An 18,182-nucleotide genomic window follows, 5' to 3' on the forward strand; every position below is an offset into this window, starting at 1 on the left:
CGCCGGGGCTCGGCTCAGGCCTCGACGTTCAGGATGTTGCGCAATTTCGGCGCATGCGGCGCGCCCGGCACGGCGGTCAGGTCGGCCAGCATCCGCTCGACGATGACGGCATGCGGCAACACCGTGCCGAAAAAGCGCGCGGCGTTGGCGTCCTCGATCAGGATCGTCGGGAAATTCTCGACATCGAGATCGTCGAGCTGGTCGGCGTGCGTTTCGATGTCGATCCACGCGAAACAGACGTCGGGATGCGCGTCGGCGAGCAGGTCGAACGCGGTGCGGTAGTCGCGGCACGTGCCGCACCATTCTGCGCACAGGCAGGCGACGAGCAGCGTGTCGGGATCGCGGAGGCGCTCGGCGATCCGATCCGCGTCGGTGTCGAGATTCAGCGCGGGCATGGTTTTCCTTGCAAGTCGGCGGGCGGCACGGCCGCTCCTATGCGGGGGACTGTAGCATGCCGGGCGGCGGCTGCGGCGAGGCGGGCGCGTCGAGCCGGACGAAGCGCCCGCCAGGCAAGCCCGCGACGCGGCCGGCCAGTTCGAGCGCGAGCAGCGCCTGGTGGAGCGCGTCGTCGGGCAGGCCGCTGCGCTCGGCCAGCCATTCGTAGGTCACGGGGCTGTATCCGAGCGCGGCGAGGACGGCGTGTTCGGGGCCGTGCGGATCGACAAGCGCGCGTGCGCGCACGGCCGGCCCCGTGTCGCCCGGCGTGGCGGCCGGCCGATCGACCGGGCCATATTCCTCGAGCACGTCGTCCGGCGCCGCGGTGAGCTTGGCGCCGTCGCGGATCAGCGCGTGGCAGCCCTGCGCGAGCGGCGCGTGGATCGAGCCCGGCATCGCGAACACGTCGCGGCCCATTTCGTTCGCGAGCCGCGCGGTGATCAGCGAGCCGGAGCGCGGCGCGGCCTCGACGACCAGCACGCCGCTGGCCAGCGCGGCGATCAGCCGGTTGCGCTGCGGGAAGTGCGCCGCGCGGGCCGGCGTGCCGAGCGGCCACTCGGAGACGATGGCGCCGTGCGCGGCGATCTCGTGCGCGAGCGGGCGATGCCGCGCCGGATAGACGAGGTCGGCGCCGGTGCCGATCACCGCGATCGTGCCCGAGCGGCCGTCCAGCCCGCCCCGGTGCGCGGCGGCGTCGATGCCGAGCGCGAGCCCGGACGCAATCGCGAACCCGGCGTCGGACAGCGTGCGCGCGAAGTGCGTCGCGTCCGCGAGGCCCTGCGGCGTCGCGTGGCGGCTGCCCACGATCGCGATCGCGCGCGCGTGCAGCAGTGCGACGCGGCCCTTTACATATAGCAGCGGCGGCGGATCGTGCAGGTCGAGCAGCCGTGGCGGGTACGCGGGATCGCCCAGCGTGACGATGGCGTTTCCCGGCCCGTCGAGCCACGTACGCGCGGCGTCGGCGCGCGCGTCGAGGTCGCCCCGCGCGCTCCCGCGCACGGCCTGCGCCGCCGCCGGGCTGCTCGCGGCGGCGATCGCGTCGTCCGGCGCGTCGAGCAGCGCGCCCGGCGAGCCGAACGCGTCGAGCAGCACGCGCAGCGTGGCGGGCGGGAGGCCGGGGGCATCCGCGAGCTGCAGCCACGCGCGCAGCTCGGCGGTGCTCAGCGCGTGCGGCGACATGAGGAAACCGTCGAACGCGACGGCCAGCGGGCCGCGGGCTGCCATGATAAAATTTTCATCATCCGAAATAACCCGATGAAGCCGCGCACGCAGGCGCGCGGCCGATTGCAGGAGGCGTGATCCGCCGGCGTTGATACGCCGTGCGTCCGCCTCATCTTCATTGCATCCCCGCGGCTGGGCCAGTCGGCCGGATGGCCGACGCGACGCCCCGCCGCGTTACCGATGACGAACACCATGGCTTTGCTGAACATCATTCATTACCCCGACAAGCGGCTGCACAAGGTCGCCAAGCCCGTCGACAAGGTCGACGACCGGATTCGCAAGCTCGTCGCCGACATGGCCGAAACCATGTACGCCGCGCCGGGCATCGGCCTTGCCGCCACGCAGGTCGACGTGCACGAGCGCGTGATCGTGATCGACGTGTCGGACGAGAAAAACGAGCTGCGCGCGTTCATCAACCCCGAGATCGTGTGGTCGAGCGATGTGAAGCAGGTCTACGAGGAAGGCTGCCTGTCGGTGCCGGGCATCTACGACGAAGTCGAGCGTCCGGACCACGTGCGCGTGCGCGCGCTCAACGAGCAGGGCGAGACGTTCGAGCTCGACTGTGAGGGGCTGCTGGCCGTGTGCATCCAGCACGAGATGGATCACTTGATGGGCCGCGTGTTCGTCGAATACCTGTCGCCGCTCAAGCAGAGCCGCATCAAGACGAAGATGAAGAAACTCGAACGCGCGATGTGACGCGCGTTCTCCCGCCCGACCCCGATCCGTTGTCATGACACATTCGTTGCGCGTCATTTTTGCCGGTACGCCGGAATTCGCCGCGGCCGCGCTCGCCGCGATCCACGAGGCCGGCTTTCCGGTGCCGCTCGTCCTCACGCAGCCCGACCGTCCCGCCGGGCGCGGCATGAAGCTGCAGGCGAGCGCCGTGAAGCGCTATGCGGTCGAGCACGGCATGCCCGTCGCGCAGCCGCCGTCGCTGCGCCGCGCGGGCAAGTACCCGGCCGAGGCGGCCGAAGCGATCGAGCAGTTGCGCGCGACCCCGCACGACGTGATGGTGGTGGCCGCCTACGGCCTGCTGCTGCCTCAGGAGGTGCTCGACATTCCGCGCCACGGCTGCATCAACATCCATGCGTCGCTGCTGCCGCGCTGGCGCGGCGCCGCGCCGATCCATCGCGCGATCGAGGCCGGGGACGCCGAGACGGGCGTGACGCTGATGCAGATGGACGCCGGGCTCGACACCGGCGCGATGCTGGACGAGGCGCGCGTGACGATCGCGCCCGACGACACGACGGCGACCCTGCACGACCGGCTCGCGGCCGACGGCGCGCGCCTGATCGTCGACGCGCTGGTGCAGCTCGAGCGCACCGGCAGCCTGCCGGCGACGCCGCAGCCGGCCGACGGCGTGACGTACGCGGAAAAGATCGGCAAGCACGAGGCCGCGCTCGACTGGCGCAAGCCCGCGGACGTGCTGGCGCGCCAGGTGCGCGCGTTCGATCCGTTCCCGGGCGGCGTCGCGACGCTCGACGGCGCGGCGCTCAAGCTGTGGGCGGCGGCGCCCGTGGCGGCGCGCGGCGAGGCGGCGCCCGGCACGATCGTCGAAGCGGGGCCGGATGGCGTGGTCGTCGCCTGCGGCAGCGGCGCGCTGTGCGTCACGCAATTGCAGAAACCCGGCGGCAAGCGGCTGCCGGCGCGCGAATTCCTCGCCGGCGCGCCGCTCTCCGCCGGCCAGCAATTCACGCTGCCCGACGCGTCCTGACCGCCATTCGACCCGGCCCGCCGGCCGCGCGCAATCGGCCGAACGGCCGAGTCGCGCGGCATCGCGGGCGCGCGTAGAATTTCCCTGCGCTTCCCCGGTTCCGAGGTCCACATGCTTGGCATCACCCATTTCGGCTTCTTTCTCCTGGCGGTTTTCCTGCTGAACGTCACGCCGGGCCCCGACACCGCGTACATCATCGGCCGCAGCGTCGCGCAGGGCCGCGGCGCGGGGCTGATGTCCGCGCTCGGGATCTCCGCCGGCTGCTGCGTGCACGCGCTGGCCTGCGCGTTCGGCCTGACGGCGGTGCTGGCCGCGTCGGCCACGGCGTTCACGGTGATCAAGCTGGTGGGCGCGGCCTACCTGATCTATCTGGGCGTGCGGATGCTTCTCGCGAAGCCCGCGGCCGGAGCAGGAGCCGCACCGGCCGCCGCCGCCGTGGCCGCCAAGCCGCTGCGCCAGCTGTTCATGCAGGGCTTCTGGACGAACGTGCTGAACCCGAAGGTCGTGCTGTTCTTCGTATCGTTCTTCCCGCAGTTCGTGTCGGCCGCCAGCGCGCACAAGGCGCTGGCGTTCCTGACCCTCGGCGCGGTGTTCGTCGTGATGAGCACGCTCTGGAACAGCATGCTCGCGTGGGTCGCGGGCAGCGTGACGCGCCGTTTCTCGGGCAAGCCGGGCGTGAAGAAGTGGCTCGACCGCACGGTCGGCAGCGCGTTCGTCGGGCTGGGCCTCAAGCTGGCAACTTCGCAGCGTTGAGATTGAATTTTTCCGAAGTGCACTTATCTAACAGATCGCTTACAAATTTCCGCCGCGCCCGTTCGGGGCACCCGGCGGGTGCTGCATTCGGATAAGGAGTGGACGTATGTTCAATTGGGTCAAAACGGCGATGCTGATGGCCGCGATCACGGCCCTGTTCATCGTGATCGGCGGGATGATCGGCGGATCGCGCGGCATGACGATCGCGCTGCTGTTCGCGCTCGGCATGAATTTCTTCTCGTACTGGTTCTCCGACAAGATGGTGCTGCGCATGTACAACGCGCAGGAAGTCGACGAGAACACGGCGCCGCAGTTCTACCGGATGGTGCGCGAGCTGGCGACGCGCGCGAACCTGCCGATGCCGCGCGTCTACCTGATCAACGAAGACGCGCCGAACGCGTTCGCGACGGGCCGCAACCCCGAGCACGCGGCGGTCGCGGCGACCACCGGCATCCTGCGCGTGCTGTCGGAGCGCGAGATGCGCGGCGTGATGGCGCACGAGCTCGCGCACGTGAAGCATCGCGACATCCTGATCTCGACGATCACCGCAACCATGGCCGGCGCGATCTCGGCGCTCGCGAACTTCGCGATGTTCTTCGGCGGGCGCGACGAGAATGGCCGTCCGGCCAATCCGATCGCCGGCATCGCGGTCGCGCTGCTTGCGCCGATCGCCGGCGCGCTGATCCAGATGGCGATTTCGCGGGCCCGCGAGTTCGAGGCGGACCGCGGCGGCGCGCAGATTTCGGGCGATCCGCAAGCGCTCGCGACGGCGCTCGACAAGATCCATCGCTATGCGGCGGGCATTCCGTTCCAGGCGGCCGAAGCGCATCCGGCCACCGCGCAGATGATGATCATGAACCCGCTGCACGGCGGCGGCCTGCAGAACCTGTTCTCGACGCACCCGGCCACCGAGGAACGCATCGCGCGCCTGATGGAAATGGCGCGGACGGGGCGCTTCGACTAAGTCCCCCCTGTCGCAACGTGCGTGGCCATCACCGGCATGCACGCTCGACCCACCCCGCATGTCTCGCACTGCGGGGTGTTCTATTTGTGCGGCCCGAAAAAGGGGCGCATGGTCACACGCTACAATGCGCGGTTTGGGATCGTGGCGGCCACGCGGCCGCCGCGGCTCCCGCTGCTGCCGACGCCTCGACCCGATGACACGAACCCGCACCTCCGCCAAACCTTCGTCAGGCCGTCCGGCTCGACTGTCCGCCTTGCATCTCGCGCCCGATTCGCTTGCCTTCGCGCTCGACGCGGCCGCGCAGGCGGTCGACGCGGTGCGCCGCGGCACCGCGCTGCCGGCTGCGCTGGCGACGGTGTTCGCGGGGATGGTGCCCGGCGCGCAGGCGCTGGCGCGCGGTGCGACGCAGGACATCGCGTATCGCACGATGCGCCGCCTCGGCAGCGTCGACTGGCTGATCGGCCGGCTCGTCAGCAAGGCGCCGCCCGCTCATGTGCATGCGACGCTCGCATGCGCGGTCGCGCTGCTGCTCGACGACGCCGACGACGCTGCGTATTCCGCCTTCACCGTCGTCGACCAGGCCGTGACCGCGATCGGCGCGCGCCGCGAGTTCGTCTTCGCGAAAGGGATGGTCAATGCGGTACTGCGGCGCTTCCTGCGCGAGCGCGAAGCGCTCGTCGCGGCGATGCAGGACGACCCGGTCGCGCGCTGGAACTACCGCGCATGGTGGAGCGACGCGGTGAAGGCCGCGTGGCCCGACGGCTGGCAGGCGATCCTCGCGGCCGGCGATCGGCCTGGCCCGCTGACGCTGCGCGTGAACGCGCGCCGCACGACCGTCGATGCGTATCTCGACACGCTGCGCGCGAACGGAATCGACGCAGCGGTGATCGGCCGGCATGCGGTGCGGCTCGCATCGGCGCTGCCGGTCGAGCGCATTCCGGGCTTTGCCGACGGCGTCGTATCGGTCCAGGACGCAGGTGCGCAGCTCGCCGCCGAATGGCTCGGCGCGGCCGACGGGATGCGCGTGCTCGATGCGTGCGCGGCACCCGGCGGCAAGACCGGACACATCCTCGAACTGGCCGACGCGGAGGTCGTGGCGCTCGAAAGCGACGCAGCCCGCGCGGCGCGCATCGGCGAGAATCTCGCGCGGCTGTCGCTCGTCGCGGACGTGCGCGTCGGCGACGCGGGCGCGCCCGCTGCATGGCACGACGGCCGACCGTTCGATCGCATCCTCGCCGATGTGCCGTGCTCCGCGTCCGGCATCGTGCGCCGTCATCCGGACATCCGCTGGCTGCGCCGCGCGACCGACATCCCGGCGCTCGTCGCCGAGCAGCGCCGCATCCTGGCGGCGCTGTGGCCGCTCGTGAAACCGGGTGGCGAGCTGCTGTACGTGACCTGCTCGATCTTTCCGGAAGAAGGCGAACTGCAGGCGCGCTGGTTTGAAGCGGCCTGTGAAGATGCGGTACGATTGGACGCGCCGGGCCAGCTGCTGCCGCGCGCCGTCTCGGACGACGCGCAGGGAGGCGCGGGCGGACTCGACCAGAACACCGATCACGACGGATTTTTCTACGCGCGGTTTCAGAAACGGTGACGATCAAACACCTCTTTCCACTTCGGCTCGCGGCCGTCCTGCTGGTCGCGCTGACGCTGTGCATCGCATTCGCGAGGCCGGCGCGCGCCGAATCGATCGCCGTGCAGCGCGCGTCGCTGCAAGCCGACGGCAGCGGCTGGAGCCTCGATGCGCGCTTCGACTTCGAGCTGAACCCGAACCTCGAGGACGCCGTCAACAAGGGCATTCCGCTTTACTTCACCACCGATTTCGAGCTGGGCCGCGCGCGCTGGTACTGGTTCGACGAACAGCCGGTGTCGGTGTCACAGACGTTCCGCCTGTCGTTCCAGCCGCTCACGCGCGAATACCGCGTGTCGACGGGCGGCCTGCAGCTCGGCTTCAGCTCGCTGAAGGACGCGCTCGCCGTCGTCAAGCACGTCACGTCCTGGCACGTGATCGACAAGAACCAGGTGCGCCAGGGCGACACCTATACGGCCTCGGTGCGGATGCAGCTCGATACGGCGCTGATGCCGAAGCCGTTCCAGGTCGACGCGGTGAACAACCGCGACTGGACGCTGTCGTCGGACTGGAAGCGCTTTATCTTCACGGTGACCGAACGTGCTAAATAAAGTGCGCCGCGCGGCCAGCGGGAAGAGCCTCCTCATCCGCGTGATCGTCTCGACCGTCGCGCTCACCGCGCTGCTGCTGCTCGTGCTGCTGGCGGCCGCGAGCGCGAACACCGAATTCTTCGACCGCTACTACTCGTGGCTGTACGCGACCAACATCATCGTCGCGGTGGTGTTCCTGCTCGTCGTGCTCGGCCTGATCGGCATGATCGTCGTGCGGCTGAGGAAGGGCAAGTTCGGCACGCGGCTGCTCGCGAAGCTCGCGGTGTTCTTCGCGCTCGTCGGCGTGGTGCCGGGCGGCATCATCTACGTCGTGTCGTACCAGTTCGTGTCGCGCAGCATCGAATCGTGGTTCGACGTGAACGTCGAGACCGCGCTGACCGCCGGCCTGAACCTCGGCCGCGGGATGCTCGACGCATCGCTGTCCGACCTGCAGACCAAGGCGCGCCTGATGTCGGACCAGCTCGCAAGTGTCGACGCGAACACGAACGGCACGACGCTCACGCTGCTGCGCCTGCGCGACCAGTTCGGCGTGCAGGACGCGACGATTGTCGAGCCAGGCCGCAGCGGCGCGGGCGCCGCGCCGGACCTGCATATCGTCGCGCAGGCGTCGGGCAATTTCGCGGCGCTGATTCCGGACGACCTGCCAAGCCCGATGATGCTGAACCAGGCGCGCGAACACGGCGTGTACGCGGCGATCGAGGGCGAGGTCGACGGCGATCCGCACGCGCACGGCGCGAAGGGCGCGCTGCGGCTGCGCGTCGTGCGGCCGATTCCCGACGCCACCACGTCGATGCTGCAGCCGGCCGAGCGCTTCCTGCAGCTCACGCAGCCGGTGCCGCCGACGCTCGCGCACAACGCGGACGCCGTGCAGCGCGCGTATCGCGAATACCAGGAGAAGGCGCTCGGGCGCACCGGCCTGCGCAAGATGTACATCGGCACGCTGACGCTCGCGCTGTTCCTCGCGACCTTCATCGCGATGATGCTCGCGCTCGCGCTCGGCCAGCAGCTCGCGCGGCCGCTGTTCTTGCTCGCGCAGGGCACCAAGGAGGTGACGGAGGGCGACTACACGCCGAAGCGCGAGATCAAGACGCGCGACGAGCTCGGCTTCCTCACGCAGTCGTTCAACGCGATGACGCGCCAGTTGTCCGAGGCGCGGCTCGCGGTCGAGAAGAACCGCGTCGCGCTCGAGCATTCGAAGACGTATCTCGAGAGCATTCTCGCGAACCTCACCGCGGGCGTGTTCGTGCTCGACCGCCAGTTCCGGCTGACGACGGCCAACCGCGGCGCCGAGCGGATCTTCCGGCAGCCGTTCGCTGCGCTGATCGGCACGACGCTCGACCAGGTCGGGGTGGTCGCGGAATTCGGCGCGATGGTGCGCAAGGCGTTCGCCGATCGCGAGGCGGCGTCGGACAACGGCAGCGGCGATCGCGGCCACTGGCAGCAGCAGTTCGCGGTCGAGGTGCCGGGCGAAGCCGATCCGCTGACGCTGCTCGTGCGCGGCACGCGTCTCGTGTCGACGGTGGAGGGGCAGGCGGACGGGAAGGTGGACGACGCGCAGACGGCCGGCTACGTCGTCGTGTTCGACGACATCTCCGACGTGATTTCCGCGCAGCGCTCGGTGGCCTGGGGCGAAGTCGCGCGCCGGCTCGCGCACGAGATCAAGAACCCGCTGACGCCGATCCAGCTGTCGGCCGAGCGCCTGCAGATGAAGCTGTCGGACAAGCTCGCGCCGCCCGACGCGGACGTGCTCAAGCGCGGCGCGACGATGATCGTCAACCAGGTCGCCGCGATGAAGCGGATGGTCGACGATTTCCGCGAATATGCGCGCACGCCGCCCGCGGTGCTCGCGAACCTGCAGTTGAACGAACTGGTGAGCGAAGTGCTCGGGCTGTATGGCGTCGGCGAAGGCAAGAGCCCGATCGCCGTCGAGCTCGCGCCGCTGCCGGTGATTCGCGGCGATGCGACGCAACTGCGCCAGGTGATCCACAACCTGCTGCAGAATGCGCAGGATTCGGTTGCGGATGTCGCGCAGCCGCGTGTGTTGATCGAAACCAAGACAGTAGAATATGGCGATCCCGACGCCGAGGGCAAAACGCGCGTCGCGGTTCGCCTGACCGTGTCCGACAACGGGCCGGGTTTTCCGGCGCGGATCCTCACCCGCGCGTTCGAGCCTTACGTGACGACCAAGGCGAAAGGCACGGGCCTCGGGTTGGCCACGGTGAAGAAAATCGTCGACGAGCACGGCGCGCGGATCGATCTGCGCAATCGCATGCACGGCGAGGCCGTCGAGGGTGCGCAGGTGTCGATCCTGTTCCTGCAGCTGGCGAGCGATGCGCCAGGCGCCGAATCGGGCGCGCAGGGCGGAACGACCCCCGCAAAGACAAAAGCAAGTGTGCAGACAAGGGCAGCATAAAAGGGCAGCGTAAATGGCAACCATCCTGGTGGTAGATGATGAAATGGGCATCCGGGAATTGCTCTCGGAGATCCTCAGCGACGAAGGACATGTCGTCGAGGCGGCGGAAAACGCGCAGGCCGCGCGTGAATACCGTCTCGATCAGGCGCCCGATCTCGTGCTGCTCGATATCTGGATGCCCGATACCGACGGCGTCACGTTGCTCAAGGAATGGGCGGCGCAGGGGCTGCTGACGATGCCCGTGATCATGATGTCCGGGCACGCGACGATCGACACGGCCGTCGAGGCGACGAAGATCGGTGCGCTCGATTTCCTCGAGAAGCCCATCGCCTTGCAGAAGCTGCTGAAGGCGGTCGAGCACGGCCTCGCGCGCGGCGCGGCGCCGATGACCGTCAACGCGGCAGCGAAGACCACGGCGGGGCAGACCGCCGGGCCGGCGTCCATCGCATCCGCGGCGGCACTGCCGACGCTCGGCGACGACATGACCGCCGCGCTCGGTCTCGCCGGGCAGACGGCGGCGATTCCGTTCGACATCCCGTTGCGCGAAGCGCGCGATGCGTTCGAGCGCGCGTACTTCGAGTATCACCTCGCGCGCGAGAACGGCAGCATGACGCGCGTCGCGGAGAAGACGGGCCTCGAGCGCACGCACCTCTATCGCAAGCTCAAGCAGCTCGGCGTCGAGCTCGGCAAGAAGCCGTCGGAAGGGGCCGTATAAGAAATTTCACGAAACCCCTTGTGCGGCACAACAAAGCTCGATATACTTTGCTTCTTCGTTGGCCCGGTAGCTCAGTTGGTAGAGCAGCGGATTGAAAATCCGCGTGTCGATGGTTCGATTCCGTCCCAGGCCACCAGCAGTTTCCAAAACCCCAAGAATCGCCAGATTCTTGGGGTTTTTCGTTTGTGGTGGCACGACGTGCCCGGCGGCATTGGCGGCGGCGTGTTAAAATCCTTGCCCGCTCAATGACTTAGCGCGCCGCTTCGCGTGCATCGCGAGGCTGGCGGTCCGGCCGTGCGCCGGTGCGCGGCGCCGATGGCGCACGATGGGCGGTATAAGCGTCCCGTCGCCTGCGCGGCGAGCGGCGCTGCCTATACTGGTCGAGCCGGCGCATGCCGGCACGCGTCGGGCCGCTCGGCGGCAGCCGGCCGTCCGCGCGCAGCGCGACGCGAGCCTACACATTCACGGAGTATCACGGTGATTCGGACAGACGCTAAAGACGGCGCGCTCGTGTTGTTTTCGGGCGGGCAGGACTCGGCCACGTGCGTGGCCTGGGCCCTCGAACGCTACCAGACGGTCGAGACCCTCGGCTTCGACTACGGTCAGCGCCATCGCGTCGAGCTGGAGTGCCGCGAAGGCGTGCGCGACGCGCTGAAGCGCCAGTTCCCCGCATGGGCGGAGCGCCTCGGCGACGATCACATGGTCGACCTGTCGGTGCTCGGGGCGATCAGCGACACCGCGATGACGCGTGCGATCGAGATCGAGACCGCGGCGAACGGCTTGCCGAACACGTTCGTGCCGGGCCGCAACCTGCTGTTCATGACGATCGCCGCGGCTGTCGCCTACCGCCGCGGGCTGCGCGTGCTGGTCGGCGGGATGTGCGAGACCGACTTCTCCGGCTACCCGGACTGCCGCGACGACACGATGAAGGCGCTGCAGGTCGCGCTGAACCTCGGGATGGATACGCGGATCGTGCTCGAGACGCCGCTGATGTGGCTCGACAAGGCGCAGACCTGGCAGCTCGCCGAGCAGCTCGGCGGCCCGGCACTCGTCGAGCTGATCCGCGTCGAGACGCATACGTGCTATGTCGGCGAGCGCGCCGAGCTGCACGACTGGGGTTTCGGCTGCGGCGAATGCCCGGCCTGCAAGCTGCGCAAGCGCGGCTACGAGGCCTATCTGAAGGGCGAGCGGGTGACGGAAGCGCCGCTGTGACGCGTGCGCGCCGGCAGCGCACAATGGATGAACTGATCGACAACGCGCGGCGCATGCCGCACCAGGAACGATGACTTACGCGGTCAAGGAAATTTTCTACACGTTGCAGGGCGAAGGCGCGAATGCGGGCCGTCCGGCCGTGTTCTGCCGGTTCGCCGGCTGCAATCTGTGGTCCGGCCGCGAAGAGGACCGCGCGGAGGCGGTGTGCCGCTTCTGCGACACCGATTTCGTCGGCACCGACGGCGAGAACGGCGGCAAGTTCAGGGACGCCGCCGAGCTTGCCGCGAAGATCGCGAGCCTGTGGCCGGACGGCGAGGCGCATCGTTTCGTCGTCTGCACGGGCGGCGAGCCGATGCTGCAGATCGACCAGCCGCTCGTCGACGCGCTGCATGCGCAGGGCTTCGAGATCGCGATCGAGACCAACGGCTCGCTGCCGGTGCTCGAGTCGATCGACTGGATCTGCGTGAGCCCGAAGGCTGACGCGCCGCTCGTCGTCACGAAGGGCAACGAGCTGAAGGTCGTGATCCCGCAGGACAACCAGCGGCTCGCCGACTACGCGAAGCTCGACTTCGACTATTTCCTCGTCCAGCCGATGGACGGCCCGTCGCGCGACCTCAATACGAAGCTCGCGATCGACTGGTGCAAGCGCCATCCGCAGTGGCGCCTGTCGATGCAGACCCACAAGTATCTGAACATTCCCTGAGCCACGGCTTTTTGACATCGTGCTGATTACCCGAAAACTCGAATTCGACGCGGGCCACCGCATCCCCGATCACCGCAGCCAGTGCCGGAACCTGCACGGCCATCGCTACGTGCTCGAAATCACGTTGCGCGGCGATCTCGTCGATACCGAGGGCGCGCCCGACCGCGGCATGGTGATGGATTTCGCCGACGTGAAGGCGCTCGCGATGGAGCATCTGGTCAGCAAGTGGGATCACGCGTTCCTCGTCTACGCGCGCGACGAGGTCGTGCGTTCGTTCCTCGAGCAGATGGCCGATCACAAGACCGTCGTGATCGACCGGATCCCGACCGTCGAGAACCTCGCGGCGATCGCGTTCGACATCCTCGCGAACGTGTACGACGCGCACTACGGCATCAACCTGCGCCTCGAGCGCGTGCGCCTGTACGAAACCCCGAACTGCTGGGCCGACGTCGAGCGCGAGCCCGGCCGCTGAATCCGGCTGCGGGATTCGTCAGCCGAATCCCGCCTGCGCCGGCTGCCGGGCCGAACGCCCGGCGCCCGCCGTCCCTCCCCACATTCCGCCCTGCGCCGCGCTATGATCGTTGCGTGGCGTCGTGACGCGCGTCCGTTTCCGTGCATCGGCCGGACGGTTCGCGTGCGCCGCCGTACCGTTTCGCCGCCGCCCGGCGCATCGCGCCCCGCCCATTGCTTGCCCCGTTCGATTGCCTGTCCGCCAGGAGGCCGTTTCGATGAGCACGCTCACCAATTCCCTCAAACAACGTCTGCACGACGGTGACGATCCGCTGTACGGCCTGTGGCTGACGCTCGCGAGCGACGCCGCCGCCGAGGCGCTCGCGCACGCCGGCTACGACTGGCTGTGCATCGACATGGAGCACGCGCCGAACGACAGCGACGACGTCGCGTCGCAGCTGCGCGCGCTGGCCGCCGCGCATCTGCCGAGCGAGCCCGTCGTGCGCGTGCCGGCGCGCGAGCCGTGGCTCGTGAAGCGCGCGCTCGATGCGGGCGCGCGCACGCTGATGTTCCCGAACATCGAGACCGCCGACGACGCCGCGCATGCGGTGCGGCTCACCCGCTATCCGTCGCCCGATTCGCCGGACGGCTTGCGCGGCGTGGCGGGGATGGTGCGCGCAGCGGCGTTCGGGATGCGGCGCGATTACCTGCAGACCGCGAACGCGCAGGTCGCGGTGATCGCGCAGATCGAATCGGCGCGCGGCGTCGACGACGTGGAGCGGATCGCGGCGACGCCGGGTATCGACTGCCTGTTCGTCGGCCCCGCCGACCTTGCGGCCAGCCTCGGGCATCTCGGCGACGCCCGGCATCCGGATGTCGAATCCGCGATGGCGTGCGTGCTCGCGGCGGGCCGGCAGGCGGGCATCGCGGTCGGCATTTTCGCGGCGGATACTGCGGCCGCGCGGCAATACCGCGACGCCGGCTACCGGGTGATCGCGTTGTCCGCCGACGTAACCTGGCTGCTGCGCGCGACGCGGCAGGCGTTGCAGGAGGTGCGGTCATGAACGGAATCGACGGCGCGGGCCGCCACGGCTGCGCGCGCGCGATGCGGGCAGGCGGCGCCGCGCTCGGCCTGTGGGCCGTCTGCGGCGCGGCGCTCGCGCAGGGTTCGCATGCGCAGCCGGAGCCGGCGCGCGAGACGGCGTCCGCGATTGCCGACTACAACGCCGGCAACTACCGCGCGGCGCTCGTGCAGTTTCACGATGCGGCCGAGCGCGGCGATCGCCTCGCGCAGTTCAACTACGCGATGATGCTGATCACGGGCGAAGGCGTGACGGCGAACGTCGACGAGGGCCTGCGCTGGCTGAAGCGCGCGGCGGACGCGAACATGTCGCACGCGCAGTACGTGTACGGGCGGATGTTCGACGACGGCGAATTCGTCGCGCGCAATCCGGCCGAGGCGCATCGCTGGTTCCTGAAGGCTGCGAAGCAGGGCCACGTGCAGGCGGAGCTGTCGCTCGCGAACCAGTTCCTCGACGGGCGCGGCACACCGCGCGACAACCGCCAGGCATTCGCGTGGTACAAGCAGGCGGCCGACGCGGGCGAGCCCACCGCGCAATACGTGACGGCATCGTTCTACGAGCGCGGCGGCGACGGCGTCGAGCAGAACCTGAACATCGCGCGCGCGTATTACGCGGCTGCGGCCGCGCAGGGCGACGAGACCGCGGGGCTGAAATTCAAGGAGCTGAGCGCGCGCGTGAAGGCGCAGGGCCCGGCGACCGGCGGCACCCCCGGCGCGACGACCGAAGGCAGCCCGCACGGCGCATCGCAATGAAAAAAGCGGCGCACGAGGCGCCGCCATCCCGAGCCGCTTCGATATGCGGGCAAACGTCCGGCGCGCAGCCCGCTCAGCTCTTCATCAGCCGCCGCTGCCGGCCGACGCTCATGATCATCCCGATCGCGATGCCGAGCGTCGTGAGCGCGGTGCCGCCGTAGCTCATGAACGGCAACGGCACGCCGACGACAGGCAGTACCCCGCTCACCATCCCGATGTTGACGAACGCGTAGACGAAGAACGCGAGCGTGAGCGAGCCGGCCAGCAGCCGGCCGAACAGCGTCGCGCCCTGCGCGGCGATGTACAGGCCGCGCGCGATCAGCGCCATGTACAGCGTGAGCAGCACGAGGCCGCCGGCGAGGCCCCATTCCTCGGAGAACACCGCGAAGATGAAGTCGGTGTGCTTTTCCGGAATGAATTCGAGGTGCGCCTGGGTGCCCTTCAGGTAGCCCTTGCCGAGCGCGCCGCCGGAGCCGATCGCGATCACCGCCTGGATCGTGTGGAAGCCCTTGCCGAGCGGGTCGGAGGTCGGGTCGAGCAGCGTGCACACGCGGTGCTTCTGGTAGTCGTGCATCAGCGGCCACTGCACTTCCGGCTGGCAGATCCGCTCCTCGAACACCGCGATCGAGCCGACCGCGAGCACGCCGGCGACCAGCACCGGCACGATCAGCTTGAACGACAGGCCCGCGAGGTAGATCACGAAGAAGCCCGCCGCGAACACGAGCAGGCCGGTGCCGAGGTCGGGCTGCTTCGCGATCAGCCCGACCGGCACCATCAGGATGCCGAACGCGGCGATGAAGTCGTACCAGCGCAGGCCGCCTTCGCGGCGCTGGTAGTACCACGCGAGCATCAGCGGCGTCGCGATCTTCAGGATCTCGGACGGCTGGATCACGACGCCGACGTTCAGCCAGCGCTTCGCGCCCTTCTTGGTCATCCCGAACAGCGCGACCGCGATCAATAGCGTGACGCCGAACGAGTAGAGCGGCACCGCGAAGCGCATCAGCGTCGTCGGCGGTATGTTGGCGATCACCCACATCAGCACGAACGTCAGCAGGATGTTGCGCAACTGGTCCTCGACCCGGCCCGGCACGTCGATGCTTGCGCTGTAAAGCGTGACGATGCCGACGCACAGCAGCAGGAACACGATGAGGGCGAGCGGGCGGTCGAAGCCCGCGAACATCTGCTTGATCTTGTCGAGCCAGGCGCGCTTGTCGAATTGCATGCCTTTCTCCGTTAATGAGCGGTGCCGTCGTCCGCCGATTTCGCGGCGGACGTCGCACGGTTGTCGTCCCGCGGCGCGGCGGCCAGCGGCTGCGCGTCGCTGGCGGGCCGGCGCGGCCGGTGCGGCATGCGCCGGATCGGCGGCATGCTCGCGGCGGCCGGTGCGGCGGCGCTCGCGACCGTCGGGGCTGCCGGAGCGGCGCCGGCGCCCGGCACGCCGGACGCGTCGGGCACCGACGCGGCGTCCGCCGCGCTGGCCGCGCCCGGCACGACCGGCTGCGGCAGCATCTTGAAGCCGGCCGCGACGGTGACGGGTTTCGATGTATCGCCGGTTACCGGCACGTTGACCGGCTCGGTGGCCGACGCCGCGGCCGCGACGGCGGCCGCCTCGTTCTTCGGGTTCTGGCGCTCGACGAGGTAGAAGTCGAGCACGCGGCGCGCGATCGGGCCCGCGGACTGCGCCCCCCAGCCGCCGTTCTCGACGATCAGCGCGAGCGCGATCTGCGGATGGTCGACCGGCGCGTATGCGATGAACAGCGCGTGGTCGCGCAGGTGCTCGGCGAGCAGGTGGCCCTTGTAGTTGCCGCCCTGCAGCGAGAACACCTGCGCGGTGCCGGTCTTGCCGGCCGCGAGGTACGGCGCGCCGCGGAACACCTTGTACGCGGTGCCGGACGGGTTCTCGATCACGTTCTCCATCCCGCGCTTCACGACGTCGATGTCCGACTGCTTGAGCGGGATCGTGGCGCTTTCCTTCGGCACGGTGAGGTGGCGCCCGCGCGAGATCGGATCCTCGACTTCCTTCACGAGGTGCGGCTTCATCACGACGCCGTCGTTTGCGAGCGTCGCGGTGGCGTGCGCGAGCTGCAGGATCGTGAACGAGTTGTAGCCCTGGCCGATCCCGAGGCTGATCGTCTCGCCGTCGAACCACTTCTGCTGCGCGGCCTTCTTGAAGGTCTTGCGTTTCCAGTCCGGCGACGGCAGGATCCCGCGCGCCTCGCCCTGGACGTCGATGCCGGTGATCTGGCCGAAGCCGAACGGCTTCATGAAGTTCGCGATCGCGTTCACGCCGAGGTCGCGCGCGAGCATGTAGAAGTAGGTGTCGTTCGACACCATGATCGCCTTGTTCATGTCGACGAAACCCTGGCCCGCGCGCACGTCGTTGCGGAACGTGTGGCCGCCGAACGTGAAGTAGCCGGGATCCTGGATGCCCCAGCCCGGCGTGCGCTTGCCGAGCGTCAGCCCCGCGAGCGCCATGAACGGCTTGTAGGTCGAGCCGGGCGGGTAGGTGCCGTGCAGCGGGCGGTTCAGCAGCGGCTTGTCGGGCGAGTTGTTCAGCTCGTCCCAGGTCTGCTGGTCGATGCCGTCGACGAACGAGTTCGGGTCGAAGCTCGGCGACGACACGAACGCGAGCACGTCGCCCGTCTTCGGCTCGATCGCGACGAGCGCGCCGCGCTTGCCGGCGAACGCCTGCTCGGCGATCTGCTGCAGCCCGATGTCGAGCGACAGCACGAGGTTGTTGCCGGGCGTCGCCTGCGTGCGCGACAGCGTGCGCACCGGCCGGCCGCCCGCCGTCACCTCGACTTCCTCGAAACCGGTCAGGCCGTGCAGCTCGGTCTCGTAGCTCTGCTCGACGCCGATCTTGCCGACGTAGTCGGTGCCCTTGTAGTTGTTCGCGTCGCGGCGCGGATCGTAGTGCTCCGGATCGCTGTCGTTGTCGTCGCTCATCGCGTCGATGCGATCCTGGTCGCGCTTCGAGATGCGGCCGATGTAGCCGATCACGTGCGCGGCCGTCGTGCCGAGCGGGTACTGGCGGAACAGCCGCGCGCGCACGTCGACGCCGGGGAAGCGGAAGCGCTGCGCGGTGAAGCGCGCGACTTCGTCGTCGGTGAGGCGCGTGCGGATCGGCAGGCTCTCGAAGTTCTTCGAGTCTTCCTGCAGCTTCTTGAAGCGGCGGCGGTCGCGCGCGTCGATCTGCACGATCGTCGCGAGCTGGTCGATCGTGTTCTCGAGCGTGTCGGTGAGCTTCGACGGCGTGATCTCGAGCGTGTACGCGGAATAGTTCTTCGCGAGCACGACGCCGTTGCGGTCGGTGATGATGCCGCGGTTCGGCACGATCGGCGCGACCGAGATGCGGTTCTCCTCGGCCTGCAGCGCGTATTTGCCGTGCTGCCAGAGCTGCAGGTAGAAGAAGCGGCTCGCGAGCAGCCCGAAGCAGACGAACACGAACACGCCCGCCGCCGCGACGCGCAGGCGGAACCTCGAGAGCTGCTGTTGGGTGTCGTTGAATTCGGTCATGCGGTTACGGTCGAGCGAACCCGGCGCGGCGGGTGGAAGGGCGGCGGATGTTCAAGGCAGGTCCTGGCGGCGCG

The 18,182-nt window shown here is 69.1% G+C and carries 17 protein-coding genes and 1 tRNA gene; 14 read left to right on the forward strand and 4 right to left on the reverse strand.

The window, feature by feature from the left end:
* Positions 1–14: 14 nt before the first annotated feature.
* On the reverse strand, positions 15–395 hold the full coding sequence (locus ABFO07_RS02790; RefSeq protein WP_059563657.1) for a thioredoxin family protein: 381 nt from the start codon (positions 393–395) through the stop codon (positions 15–17).
* 37 nt (positions 396–432) lie between these two features.
* On the reverse strand, positions 433–1,659 hold the full coding sequence (dprA, locus tag ABFO07_RS02795) for a DNA-processing protein DprA (RefSeq protein WP_059920370.1): 1,227 nt from the start codon (positions 1,657–1,659) through the stop codon (positions 433–435).
* Positions 1,660–1,848: 189 nt separating this feature from the next.
* On the opposite strand from dprA, the gene def reads away from it, so the two are divergent.
* The 14 genes from def to ABFO07_RS02865 all read left to right on the forward strand — a co-directional run bounded on the left by def (position 1,849) and on the right by ABFO07_RS02865 (position 14,592).
* On the forward strand, positions 1,849–2,352 hold the full coding sequence (gene def / locus ABFO07_RS02800; protein ID WP_059563753.1) for a peptide deformylase: 504 nt from the start codon (positions 1,849–1,851) through the stop codon (positions 2,350–2,352).
* A 34-nt stretch (positions 2,353–2,386) separates the two neighbouring features.
* Entirely contained in the window at positions 2,387–3,370 is a 984-nt protein-coding gene (gene fmt, locus ABFO07_RS02805) for a methionyl-tRNA formyltransferase (protein ID WP_347468255.1), read from the forward strand.
* 111 nt (positions 3,371–3,481) lie between these two features.
* Entirely contained in the window at positions 3,482–4,123 is a 642-nt protein-coding gene (locus tag ABFO07_RS02810) for a LysE family translocator (RefSeq protein ID WP_059810460.1), read from the forward strand.
* A gap of 106 nt (positions 4,124–4,229) precedes the next feature.
* A complete protein-coding gene (gene htpX / locus ABFO07_RS02815) occupies positions 4,230–5,087 on the forward strand; it encodes a zinc metalloprotease HtpX (protein ID WP_017334630.1) in 858 nt (285 codons plus the stop codon).
* Between the two features lie 193 nt (positions 5,088–5,280).
* Entirely contained in the window at positions 5,281–6,678 is a 1,398-nt protein-coding gene (rsmB, locus tag ABFO07_RS02820; protein WP_059810459.1) for a 16S rRNA (cytosine(967)-C(5))-methyltransferase RsmB, read from the forward strand.
* Positions 6,675–7,265: a DUF4390 domain-containing protein gene (locus ABFO07_RS02825; protein WP_059563754.1), complete on the forward strand. Its 591-nt coding sequence runs from the start codon at positions 6,675–6,677 to the stop codon at positions 7,263–7,265. The genes rsmB and ABFO07_RS02825 overlap by 4 nt, the downstream gene beginning before the upstream one ends.
* The gene (esaS, locus tag ABFO07_RS02830; protein WP_347468258.1) at positions 7,255–9,678 is read left to right on the forward strand and encodes a sensor histidine kinase EsaS; all 2,424 of its coding nucleotides are present in this window, start codon (positions 7,255–7,257) and stop codon (positions 9,676–9,678) included. Before ABFO07_RS02825 ends, esaS begins: the two co-directional genes overlap by 11 nt.
* Before the next feature lie 13 nt (positions 9,679–9,691).
* Positions 9,692–10,393 (forward strand): response regulator transcription factor EsaR, encoded by a 702-nt coding sequence (esaR, locus tag ABFO07_RS02835; RefSeq protein WP_059996247.1) that lies wholly within the window; start codon positions 9,692–9,694, stop codon positions 10,391–10,393.
* Between the two features lie 60 nt (positions 10,394–10,453).
* Positions 10,454–10,529: transfer RNA gene (locus tag ABFO07_RS02840), tRNA-Phe, on the forward strand.
* Between the two features lie 341 nt (positions 10,530–10,870).
* Entirely contained in the window at positions 10,871–11,605 is a 735-nt protein-coding gene (queC, locus tag ABFO07_RS02845; RefSeq protein ID WP_059563664.1) for a 7-cyano-7-deazaguanine synthase QueC, read from the forward strand.
* Between the two features lie 70 nt (positions 11,606–11,675).
* The gene (gene queE, locus ABFO07_RS02850) at positions 11,676–12,308 is read left to right on the forward strand and encodes a 7-carboxy-7-deazaguanine synthase (RefSeq protein WP_059906725.1); all 633 of its coding nucleotides are present in this window, start codon (positions 11,676–11,678) and stop codon (positions 12,306–12,308) included.
* A gap of 19 nt (positions 12,309–12,327) precedes the next feature.
* Complete coding sequence (gene queD / locus ABFO07_RS02855; RefSeq protein WP_010090320.1) at positions 12,328–12,780, forward strand: 6-carboxytetrahydropterin synthase QueD; 453 nt, start codon at positions 12,328–12,330, stop codon at positions 12,778–12,780.
* 256 nt (positions 12,781–13,036) lie between these two features.
* On the forward strand, positions 13,037–13,822 hold the full coding sequence (locus ABFO07_RS02860) for an HpcH/HpaI aldolase family protein (RefSeq protein ID WP_060015930.1): 786 nt from the start codon (positions 13,037–13,039) through the stop codon (positions 13,820–13,822).
* On the forward strand, positions 13,819–14,592 hold the full coding sequence (locus ABFO07_RS02865; protein WP_059881943.1) for a tetratricopeptide repeat protein: 774 nt from the start codon (positions 13,819–13,821) through the stop codon (positions 14,590–14,592). The genes ABFO07_RS02860 and ABFO07_RS02865 overlap by 4 nt, the downstream gene beginning before the upstream one ends.
* 73 nt (positions 14,593–14,665) lie before the next feature.
* Here ABFO07_RS02865 and rodA read toward each other — a convergent pair whose 3' ends face one another.
* Positions 14,666–15,814, reverse strand: a complete 1,149-nt coding sequence (rodA, locus tag ABFO07_RS02870) for a rod shape-determining protein RodA (RefSeq protein ID WP_059563668.1) — start codon at positions 15,812–15,814, stop codon at positions 14,666–14,668.
* Positions 15,815–15,825: 11 nt separating this feature from the next.
* A complete protein-coding gene (gene mrdA, locus ABFO07_RS02875; RefSeq protein WP_347468263.1) occupies positions 15,826–18,108 on the reverse strand; it encodes a penicillin-binding protein 2 in 2,283 nt (760 codons plus the stop codon).
* Between the last annotated feature and the right edge of the window lie 74 nt (positions 18,109–18,182).

It is taken from the genome of Burkholderia stagnalis (assembly GCF_039848545.1).
Classification (GTDB): Bacteria; Pseudomonadota; Gammaproteobacteria; order Burkholderiales; family Burkholderiaceae; genus Burkholderia; species Burkholderia stagnalis.

Coding starts and splice junctions, on each gene's coding strand:
- ABFO07_RS02790 (WP_059563657.1), bottom strand. CDS start 395: ATGCCCGCGCTGAATCTCGACACCGACGCGGATCGGATCGCCGAGCGC.
- dprA (WP_059920370.1), bottom strand. CDS start 1,659: ATGGCAGCCCGCGGCCCGCTGGCCGTCGCGTTCGACGGTTTCCTCATG.
- def (WP_059563753.1), top strand. CDS start 1,849: ATGGCTTTGCTGAACATCATTCATTACCCCGACAAGCGGCTGCACAAG.
- fmt (WP_347468255.1), top strand. CDS start 2,387: ATGACACATTCGTTGCGCGTCATTTTTGCCGGTACGCCGGAATTCGCC.
- ABFO07_RS02810 (WP_059810460.1), top strand. CDS start 3,482: ATGCTTGGCATCACCCATTTCGGCTTCTTTCTCCTGGCGGTTTTCCTG.
- htpX (WP_017334630.1), top strand. CDS start 4,230: ATGTTCAATTGGGTCAAAACGGCGATGCTGATGGCCGCGATCACGGCC.
- rsmB (WP_059810459.1), top strand. CDS start 5,281: ATGACACGAACCCGCACCTCCGCCAAACCTTCGTCAGGCCGTCCGGCT.
- esaR (WP_059996247.1), top strand. CDS start 9,692: ATGGCAACCATCCTGGTGGTAGATGATGAAATGGGCATCCGGGAATTG.
- queE (WP_059906725.1), top strand. CDS start 11,676: ATGACTTACGCGGTCAAGGAAATTTTCTACACGTTGCAGGGCGAAGGC.
- ABFO07_RS02860 (WP_060015930.1), top strand. CDS start 13,037: ATGAGCACGCTCACCAATTCCCTCAAACAACGTCTGCACGACGGTGAC.
- ABFO07_RS02865 (WP_059881943.1), top strand. CDS start 13,819: ATGAACGGAATCGACGGCGCGGGCCGCCACGGCTGCGCGCGCGCGATG.
- rodA (WP_059563668.1), bottom strand. CDS start 15,814: ATGCAATTCGACAAGCGCGCCTGGCTCGACAAGATCAAGCAGATGTTC.
- mrdA (WP_347468263.1), bottom strand. CDS start 18,108: ATGACCGAATTCAACGACACCCAACAGCAGCTCTCGAGGTTCCGCCTG.